Origin of the sequence: Microcoleus sp. Pol11C3 (assembly GCF_036701485.1) — a bacterium.
Classification (GTDB): Bacteria; Cyanobacteriota; Cyanobacteriia; order Cyanobacteriales; family Microcoleaceae; genus Microcoleus.
The window spans coordinates 1-9,177 of record NZ_JAUBQW010000188.1; the positions used below are offsets into that span (position 1 = coordinate 1).

At 54.7% G+C, this 9,177-nt stretch carries 9 protein-coding genes and 1 tRNA gene; all 10 read right to left on the reverse strand.

Going from position 1 to position 9,177, the window contains the following annotated elements; translation table 11 throughout:
• Nucleotides 1-1,038, reverse strand: a 1,038-nt coding sequence (locus tag QUA40_RS26130) for a retention module-containing protein (protein WP_333131276.1), incomplete at its 3' end; no start/stop codon positions are given.
• An 84-nt stretch (nt 1,039-1,122) separates the two neighbouring features.
• A complete protein-coding gene (locus QUA40_RS26135) occupies nt 1,123-1,629 on the reverse strand; it encodes a response regulator transcription factor (protein WP_333131278.1) in 507 nt (168 codons plus the stop codon).
• Nucleotides 1,630-1,818: 189 nt separating this feature from the next.
• Entirely contained in the window at nt 1,819-3,234 is a 1,416-nt protein-coding gene (locus QUA40_RS26140; RefSeq protein WP_333131280.1) for an HlyD family type I secretion periplasmic adaptor subunit, read from the reverse strand.
• Nucleotides 3,231-5,429 (reverse strand): type I secretion system permease/ATPase, encoded by a 2,199-nt coding sequence (locus QUA40_RS26145; RefSeq protein WP_333131282.1) that lies wholly within the window; start codon nt 5,427-5,429, stop codon nt 3,231-3,233. The genes QUA40_RS26140 and QUA40_RS26145 overlap by 4 nt, the downstream gene beginning before the upstream one ends.
• Before the next feature lie 623 nt (nt 5,430-6,052).
• A tRNA-Met gene (locus QUA40_RS26150) sits at nt 6,053-6,129 on the reverse strand.
• 18 nt (nt 6,130-6,147) lie between these two features.
• Nucleotides 6,148-6,552, reverse strand: coding sequence for a 50S ribosomal protein L17 (rplQ, locus tag QUA40_RS26155; RefSeq protein WP_333131284.1), 405 nt, complete (start codon nt 6,550-6,552; stop codon nt 6,148-6,150).
• Nucleotides 6,553-6,635: 83 nt separating this feature from the next.
• On the reverse strand, nt 6,636-7,625 hold the full coding sequence (locus tag QUA40_RS26160) for a DNA-directed RNA polymerase subunit alpha (protein WP_077592473.1): 990 nt from the start codon (nt 7,623-7,625) through the stop codon (nt 6,636-6,638).
• Nucleotides 7,626-7,721: 96 nt separating this feature from the next.
• On the reverse strand, nt 7,722-8,345 hold the full coding sequence (rpsD, locus tag QUA40_RS26165) for a 30S ribosomal protein S4 (RefSeq protein WP_333131287.1): 624 nt from the start codon (nt 8,343-8,345) through the stop codon (nt 7,722-7,724).
• A 132-nt stretch (nt 8,346-8,477) separates the two neighbouring features.
• A complete protein-coding gene (gene rpsK, locus QUA40_RS26170; RefSeq protein ID WP_077592475.1) occupies nt 8,478-8,882 on the reverse strand; it encodes a 30S ribosomal protein S11 in 405 nt (134 codons plus the stop codon).
• 17 nt (nt 8,883-8,899) lie between these two features.
• Nucleotides 8,900-9,177: 30S ribosomal protein S13 (gene rpsM, locus QUA40_RS26175; RefSeq protein WP_333131292.1), on the reverse strand; the 278-nt coding region annotated here is incomplete at its 5' end.

Below are 9,177 nucleotides of genomic sequence, written 5' to 3' on the forward strand. Positions count from 1 at the left end.
GGTCCAGCTGCCGCCGCTCAAGACGAAGCTGCCGTAGCCGTTGGCGCCGGCCGTGCTCGCCACGTTGGCAAAGCTCACCGGCTGGTCGTTGGTGTCCACGTCGCTGATCGTCAACGCGCCGCTGGCTGTGGCCGTGCCGTCTTCGGCCACCGTGCCGACGAACACGCCGCCTATCACGGCTGCGTCTTCCGCGCCGTTGATGGTCACCGTGATGGTCTGGGTGCTGCCGTTGCTGGCGGTGTAGGTGATGCTGTCGGTCGCGCTCTGCCCGGCGTCCAGGAACTGCACCGCCGCGTTGTTCAGGGTGTAGGTCCAGCTGCCGCCGCTCAAGACGAAGCTGCCGTAGCCGTTGGCGCCGGCCGTGCTCGCCACGTTGGCAAAGCTCAAAGTTCCGCTAGCGGTGCCGATGCCGTCCTCCCCAACCACGCCGACAAATACGCCACCCACTACAACAGGGGCAACTGGGATGGTGGGCGACGTAGACGGTTGTGCAAATACCGGTCCCGTCAAAACATCCCCAGGAGCTAAGCCCGCTACAAGCGGCTCATCTCTGACCGGTTGCTGCTCAAGAGATGCATAGTCATAAGTCAGCGGAGCCAGCGCCTCAGCGGTTCTGAACAATCGCACAAAACTATTGCCATCGTCCGGCCGGAAACTGCTGCCACGCCCCTCAGAGGCCGGGTTCACCCCAGCCGATGTTTCCTGCAGCAGCCTGTCAAGGCTGCTCCCCTCATTAATGGCATTAAGAATGGTGGTGAGTTCTCCAACACGCGTCAAAAGCGCGCTGCTGTTGCCATCGGGCAATACGTTGTCGAACACTGTCGAATCAAGGGTTACAGTTTCCCTTGAACGAAGAAGAAACTTTCCGCCGTGATCAAAGGCGAGCTCCACGCGCCCCCCGGCCTCCGTAACGATCACTTCCCCCTCAAAAACGGGGTCGCCAAACCTGAGCTGGCGCTGTTCGCCATCGCTGTTCTGGGCAAAAGCTACGCCTTCAATCAGAACCACATTGCCGACGACTTTGGCTTCATTTGCCATGGGGAATCCCAAACGGAGTTATTACATTGGAACCAATGTAGTCCGTTTATTCCGCCAAAGGAACTGTACCGAGGTACTAGATCGCTAGATCAGATTTTGGCGCTGAGCCTGACCGGGCGCCTGACCGGGCGCCTGACCGTTTACAACTAAAGATAGTTGGAGACGATCCCGCACATGCACTTTTTCAAGAATCGCCCCTACATGGGCCTTCACTGTACGTTCCGTAATGCCGAGCGATCTTGCGATTTCCTTGTTGCTCGCTCCCGTGGCTAGCGTGATCGCTACTTCCTTCTCCCGCTCAGTCAAATGCTCAGCCCAGGCTCGCTTGATCGGAGAAACTATAACGTCGGCGCTTGTCTGCATACGGCTGGTAGCACCAACCAACCTCTGCATCAACGACTCGCCGATCCACAACCCCCCCTGTAGCACCACTCCGGCCACTTGAACCAATACCTGAGCTGCAGCGTGGGTATTGCAATATCCCCGCGCGCCGGCGGAAAAAGCAGCAAGCGCCTCGTCATCCGTCGGCCGATCGCTTAGCACCACGCAAGGAAGAAGTTTCAGCGATGGAGCAAGACGCTCAAGTTGCACCCCCACCGGAACCCCCTGCTCCAAACGAAGCCAAACGAGGCTAACCCTACTCGACGCTGAGTTGGCACGCGCGGTTTGAATTTTTCCGGCCCTTCCCGCACTGAAGGCCTCGCTCCAGCGGGGAAGCATACGACCGTGCGAACAGAGAAATAGATGTCCGGATTCCTGAATCACCACCGTTGGCTCGATCTAGCGCTCTGTAAAGGCAGCTTGCTTCGCCTTCAAAACAGGCTTAAGCAGATAGGACAGTATGGATTTCTGGCCGGTGATGATGTCTACTTCCGCGACCATTCCGGGAATAATCGGCAGCCCCTCACCCAGCTTCGATTTTTCGGTACGAACCCGCACGGTATAAAAGGTATTGCCACGCTCATCCGTAACCGAATCGGCACCAATGAATTCCAGCTTGGCCTCAAGACCACCATAGATGGAAAAATCGTATGCAGTAAATTTCACCAGGGCCCGATCGCCCGGTCGTAAAAAGGCGATGTCTTTTGGCAGAACTTTTGCTTCGAGCAATAAGTTCTCTTCAAGCGGCACGATTTCAATGATGTCCCTGCCAGGTTGAACCACTCCCCCCACTGTATTGACCAGCAGACGCTTGACCGTGCCTCTCACAGGCGACCGCAAGGATGATTTGTCAACCTTATCTGCCAGACCCACTCCGCCCGCAGAACTCATGTTCAGTTTTGCGAGGGTCTCGGAAAGCTCTTTGCGAGCTTCGCTCTGAAAATTCAAGGTTATTTCCTGGATCTTGCGTGAAGCTTCCTCGACGGCTGATTGGCCTTTTGATATCTGGGCCGAAGCCATTTCGCGCTCACCAAAGAATCGCCCGGTCTCCCGCTCCAATCTCAGCAACTCCACCTCCGAAACAGCGCCATCCTTGAGCAACGGTTTCGTATAGCCCAGTTCCCTGGCTGACAACTCGTACGCTCTGGACGCCTGCTCCCGCTTGGCACGCGCCTCAACAAGCTCCTGCTGACGCTGCGTCAATTGCTGCCGAGCTATTGCCAGCTGTGCATTCAGCGTCGAAGTGCTGGCTTCGTAGGCCCGGAACTCCTCTTCTACTGTTTTGGGAGCCTCCGCAAGCACTTCAGGCGGCGGCACAAAAGGCACCCCTTCAGCGAGAGCCCTGATTCTTGCCGCCTTGGCCAATAGAGCCAGATACTGAACACGATTTTCCTTTACGGAAGAATCGAATCGTGTCGTATCAATATTCACCAGTACCTGCCCAGCTTCGACAATCTGACCTTCCTGCACAAGGATCTCGGAAACAACGCCCCCATCAAGGCTTTGCATTACCTGCAATTGCCTGGAAGGAATGACCTTCCCCTCGCCTTTTGTAATTTCATCGACTTCTGAAAGCCCCGCCCATAACACCGCAAGAATAAAAACCACTCCAAGGCTTTTTACGAGCATGCGGGCCCGCAATGGCTCCTGTTCGAGCATTGCGCGGTCAGCGTCACCACCAAACCCCGCATCCATGCGCCGATCATCCTCGCGCAGGGACAACATGGTGCGGTCAAGACCAGGCTGCAACGCGCGCCGGATCATCTCCAGAACGGAAATTACCGGACGAGCCCATGCGATCCATCTTGGCTTCATGAAGCTTTTCCTATACGGCCAGCTTTGAGCGCCTCTATCACTTGCTCATAAGGGCCATCAGCAACAATGCGCCCCTCGTCAATGACGATAATGCGATCAGCCAGATCCAGCAGTGTGTTTCTGTGCGTCACAACGACCATTGTTTTATGCTTGGCGTAATCGCGCAGACGTTCCTTGAACTGCGCCTCGGACGAAAAATCCATGGCACCTGTCGGCTCATCCAGCAACAAAACCGGCGGCTCCAGCAACGCAGCACGGGCAATCGCTACACCTTGCCGCTGACCACCGGAGAGGGACTCTCCCCGCTCTCCGATGATCATGTCAAAACCCTGCGGATGGCGGTTGGCAAATTCAATCAATCCACCAACCTCTGCAGCCGCCAAAATTGCACCGTCGTCGGCATAGGGCGCCGCAATGGCAATGTTGTCGCGAAGTGTGCCGTAGAAGAGCATCGCATCCTGCTCCACATAACCAATATTGCGACGAAGATCTGCAGGGTCAAGTTGGCGAAGATCTATTCCATCCATGGAGATCGCCCCCTTGGAAGGCGTGTAAAGTCCCAGGATCAATCGTTGCAGGGTTGTCTTGCCGGAGCCCACGCGACCAATCACAACAACGTTTTCTCCTGGTTTTATCCTGAAGGAAACTCCGCGAAGCGCCTCCTGCGTTCTTCCCGGATAACTGAAGTGCACGTTGTCAAATACTATTTCTCCCGCAATATCGGGACGATGCACGAAATTTATTTCGTCCGGTCGTTCTCCGGGCTTTTTCATCGTGTCCTCAAGCGAGGTTAATGCGGTCCTGGCATTCTGATATTGCATCAACAGCGCAACGATTTGACCCAAAGGCGCCATGGCCCGTCCGGACAACATCGTGGCAGCAATCAGCCCGCCCATGGTCAACATGCCCTCATGGATCAGGTAAACGCCTGCCACGATCATCACGATGTTGATCAATTGCTGCAGACTTGAAACCACATTAATCACCGACGAAGACAACAACCGCAGCTGGGCACTTACACGGGCCAGAAACGCAGCGGTGTCTTCGAGCTTGGCCTGCATCTGGCTTTCCGCGCCGTGCGCTTTAATGGCCTCCATAGCGGTAAGGGTCTCCACCAACGTTGCGTTACGCATCGCTGACGCCCTGAAGGTTGTCTCGGAAAGCGCGTGCATCTTGTGCTGAACGATGTAGCTGTAGATCACAACCAGCATGACGCCAATCAGCGGCGGAATAACAAGGGGCCAGGAAATCCATCCCAGCACAAGAAAAAAGAGCAGCGCAAAGGGCAGATCAACGACAGCGGTGACCGTGGCCGAGGCGATAAAGTCGCGCACCGATTCAAACGAGCGCAAAGTAGCCGCATAAGAGCCTACGGACGCCGGGCGTTCCGACAGCCGCATTCCCAGCACCCGCTCCATGATCAGCGTGGAAAGTTTGATATCTATGCGCGAACCCGCTAGGTCTACAAAATAACCTCGCATCACGCGGAGGAAATAGTCAATGACCAGAACCAGCAAGAGGCCAAAGGCCAGCATCCAGAGAGTTTCTACCGCGAAGTTGGGGACAACACGGTCATAGACATTCATTGAAAAAAGCGGCAAAGCCAGCGCAAACAGGTTAATCAGCAGTGCCGCCGCCAGAATGTCACGGTAGAGAGGAAACTGGTCGCGGAACGCGCCCCAAAACCAATGGCGCTGCGGAATATCAGCAAGCTCCGGGGTGCGCTGGTCAAAACGGAAGTTCGGTCTTGAGAATATCGCAATACCGACATATCGACCAAGCAGCTGTTCGCGGGAAAGCTGTACGACACCTTGCCCAGCTTCCGGAAATAGCAGGCTTGCGGTTTCACCTCTGTCATCCCAGCCGAGCAAAAGACAAGCCCCATCGCCCTCCAGAAGCAACACCACGGGCAACAAAGCCGCATCTATTTTTTCGAGCGGCCGGCGCAATATCTTGCAAGACAATCCCGCCCGGGCAGCAGCGCGAGAGAACAGCGAAGGTGGAAGCCCTCCTTTCGGAAGAGGAAGGCCCGCAGACAAAGCAGCGCGAGTACTGGGACGCCCGTGAATACGCGTTAGCTCCACCAAACAGTCAAGCAATGGATCGTGATGCAGCAAGTCCTCACGCAAACCTTGGGCCAAGTGGCTTGTTTCGCTTTTGGGACTGGTTTGCAATGGCACGTTCATGTCACTCATTTTTCGGATCTTGAAGATCGCTCCATTTGAAATTGGAGTTCACGCATCGCGTAACCAATTGTAATAAAATCAATCACTTGCCGCTATAACTGCAAGTTAAATTTCCTGGCTAGCGACTTTTTGGCGACACTGTTCGCCTATCGTACAGATCCAAATCGTCAGGTCAATCCGGACTAGCGCGCTTACTGCCGGCCGTGGCTTATTCCGAGTTTACGCGACACCAGACATTCCTATTGCTACTTTTCATCTCGCGAGAAAGTGCTGGCGTAGCACTACTGCCTTCAGGAGAACGTAGGCTGGCGATCAGGTGCTGAAAACCAAACGCTCCATCGAATGAACAAGAATAGGTGACTGACTTGCTTTTTTTGGCTATGGGCTCAATTTCACAAGGTAAGCTTTAGCCACTTCAGCCTTGGACCGAGAAGTAGCTAATCCAGCGGTTAGAAAAAACTTACCGCAATCAGTTTTACCGGACATCGATAGGCTCAGCTCGATGGATCACCAGTTTTAGCGCGCAGTCAAACAGCGCGCTGCCGATGCTGAACTGAACGCAGGGATGTAGGCACAAAGCAAAACGCCCACATGAAGTGGGCGTTTGCTACCAGCCTGGACGGCTTGGAATTTGGTTGCGCGGGCAAGATTTGAACTTACGACCTTTGGGTTATGAGCCCAACGAGCTACCAGGCTGCTCCACCGCGCGATATGAGTTTATTATAACCTACTCCGCCTTGACAGAGTCAGAAGAAGCAGCATCTTCGGTGATTTCTGGTCGATCCACCAGCTCAACCAAGGCCATCGGGGCGTTGTCGCCTACCCGAAATCCCATTTTCAAGATTCGGGTGTATCCACCAGGGCGTGCTTTGTAACGAGGGCCGAGTTCGGCAAACAGCTTGACCACCATGTCGCGGTCACGCAACCGATCAAACGCAAGGCGCTTGTTCGCCAAGGAGGGCTCTTTGGCCAAAGTGATCATCGGCTCGACAACGCGACGCAATTCCTTCGCCTTGGGCAAAGTTGTTTTGATGGCTTCATGCTGAATCAAAGAATTCATCATGTTGCGCAGCATTGCCAGCCGGTGTGAGCTGGTCCGGTTAAGTTTACGAAGTCCGTGTCCGTGACGCATGGTGCTTTTCCTTTCGTTTTTAATTCAGGTAGCCGTATCAGGTACCACCCGTGCACCGCCCCTAAAAGGAGGCGTGTTCCAAATTAACGCTTGTCCAAACCGGCCGGAGGCCAGCTTTCCAAGCGCATTCCAAGTGTCAGGCCACGCGAGGCCAGCACTTCCTTTATCTCATTGAGCGATTTGCGGCCCAGATTTGGCGTTTTGAGAAGCTCGTTTTCAGTGCGCTGGATCAAATCACCGATGTAATAGATGTTTTCTGCTTTGAGACAATTGGCCGAACGAACCGTCAATTCAAGTTCATCAACAGGACGCAACAAAATAGGATCAAACTGCTGCGAGCTACGCTGGACTGGCGCGTCGAATGCTGCAAGTTCATTGCCTTCCAGCTGGGCAAATACGGCCAGTTGCTCGACCAGGATTTTCGCAGACGCACGGACGGCATCTTCTGCTGTCACAGCACCATTGGTTTCAATCTCAAGAACCAGTTTATCCAAATCGGTGCGCTGCTCTACGCGAGCACTTTCGACGGTATAGCTCACACGCTTGACGGGTGAAAACGATGCATCCAGGACAATCCGTCCGATCGATTTTGTGGACTCGTCACCATAGCGGCGCATCGTGCCCGGAACGTAGCCGCGACCATTTTCGACCTTGATCTGCATGTCGATCTTGCCGCCGTGCGACAGATTGACGATAACGTGCTCAGGATTGATGATTTCAACATCATGCGGAGTCTGAATGTCGGCGGCAGTGACTGGCCCTTCGCCGTCTTTTCGCAGGCTCAGCGTCACTTCATCGCGATTGTGCAGCTTGAAAACCACACCCTTGAGGTTCAGGAGAATATTGACAACGTCTTCCTGAACACCATCGATGGACGAATACTCGTGCAAGACGCCAGCGATAGTGACTTCCGTTGCAGCGTGGCCCACCATGGACGAAAGCAAAACGCGGCGCAGGGCATTGCCAAGCGTATGGCCATAGCCGCGCTCGAACGGCTCCAGAGTCACCTTGGCGCGATTGGCGGCCAACTGCTCAACGTTAATAGTTTTTGGTTTCAGTAAATTGGTTTGCATGCATTCTTCCTCTCAATACCCTCGGCTCGTTACACCGATAAGGTCGGGTGAAGCGACCCTGCGCCTACAGTGCCCCGTAAGCGCAGGAACGAAAAATTAACGTGAGTAAAGTTCGACGATCAACGATTCGTTGACATCGGCGGCGAACTCGTCGCGGTCTGGCACCTTCTTGAAAATGCCTTCACCCTTGTCAATGCTGACATCCACCCAAGCTGGCATGCCAACTTGCTGCGCCAATTGCAGTGCCTCAGCTACGCGAGTCTGCTTTTTGGATTTTTCGCGCACAGCAATCACATCGCCAGTCTTAACCATGTAGGAAGGGATGTTGACCGAGCCGCCATTGACAGTGATCGCCTTGTGCGACACCAGTTGCCGCGCCTCCGCACGGGTCGAGCCGAAACCCATCCGATAGACAACGTTGTCCAGCCTGGATTCGAGAATGAAAAGCAAATTGGCGCCAGTGTTGCCTTTGCGACGATCAGCTTCCTCGAAATAGCGGCGGAACTGCTTTTCGAGCACGCCATACATGCGCTTGACCTTCTGCTTCTCACGAAGCTGAAGACCGAAGTCCGAGGTACGAGTCCCAGAGGTGCGGCCATGCTGACCAGGTTTGGAGTCGAATTTTGCCTTGTCACCGATTGCTCTGCGAGCACTTTTCAGGAAGAGGTCGGTGCCTTCACGGCGGGATAGTTTGGCCTTGGGGCCGAGGTAACGTGCCACTTGAACTCCTTATGTCATCTGCTGCAAGAACTTGCAGGAGCCGTAGATAATTACCTGACGGCGGTGGGCTTGGTGAAAAAATTCTGGACAAGCCTTGCATAAAACTGCAAAGACCATCCAGAGAGCGTCAACTTATATACGACGGCGCTTCTGGGGACGGCAACCGTTGTGAGGGACGGGGGTCACATCGGCAATCGAGTTGATACGAATGCCCAACGCGGCGAGCGCCCGCACCGAGGACTCGCGACCTGGCCCCGGGCCCTTGATCTCGACATCAAGATTCTTGATACCTTGCTCAATTGCCGCACGACCAGCGACTTCAGAGGCGACTTGAGCAGCAAAGGGCGTCGACTTACGCGAGCCCTTGAAGCCTTGACCGCCAGAGGAAGCCCAAGACAAGGCGTTACCCTGACGATCAGTGATCGTGATGATGGTGTTGTTGAAAGACGCGTGAACGTGAGCGACGCCGTCGGCAACGTTCTTGCGTACTTTCTTGCGAACGCGTTGTGCTGCGTTACTGCTGGGGGCTTTTGCCATAACTACCTCTTACTCAATTATTTCTTCAAGGACGCGGCAGCCTTGCGCGGGCCCTTGCGGGTACGTGCATTGGTGCGCGTGCGCTGCCCGCGCATCGGCAATCCGCGACGATGACGGAACCCGCGGTAGCACCCGATATCCATCAGGCGCTTGATGTTCATCGTGGTTTCACGACGCAGATCACCCTCGATGGTGAATTGCGCGATCTGATCACGAATCTTCTCAAGATCACCATCGGTGAGATCTTTGACTTTTTTGGAATAAGCAATATCACACGCAACGCAAATCTTGCGAG